The organism is Weissella cibaria, assembly GCF_004521965.1.
GTDB lineage: Bacteria > Bacillota > Bacilli > Lactobacillales > Lactobacillaceae > Weissella > Weissella cibaria_A.
Genome location: NZ_SDGK01000078.1, coordinates 1 through 365 on the forward strand (window position 1 = coordinate 1; position 365 = coordinate 365).

At 42.5% G+C, this 365-nt stretch carries 1 protein-coding gene; it reads right to left on the reverse strand.

Translation table 11 applies throughout. From position 1 onward, the window contains the following. On the reverse strand, nucleotides 1-365 hold a 365-nt coding region (locus EST42_RS08770), incomplete at both ends, for a transposase (RefSeq protein WP_167711212.1).

Below are 365 nucleotides of genomic sequence, written 5' to 3' on the forward strand. Positions count from 1 at the left end.
GAGATAAGAATACGTAGACGAAAGTTTTTGAAACTACGGAACCCGTATGCCGTGCGTTTAGTGGCTTTGATTTTATTGTTTGAACCTTCAATTGGCCTATTTGAGAATCCGTAGATAAAGCTGTTTATTAGTTCGTCGAAGTGCTTGCGGATAGTGCGACGAGCCTTCTTCATTGCCTTTGGCAATGAGCTGTATTGGGCATCATTTTTTGTGGGATATAGAACAGATTTGAGTTCAGCTTCATCACGAGTTTCGATGGCGTAAAGAATCCTTTGGTAGAAAGCGCATGCGTCACGCAGTTCATCAGAGAGCGCCAGTAGGCGGTCGATAACTCCTTTATCAGTTAAATAGGCGTGCTTAAAATT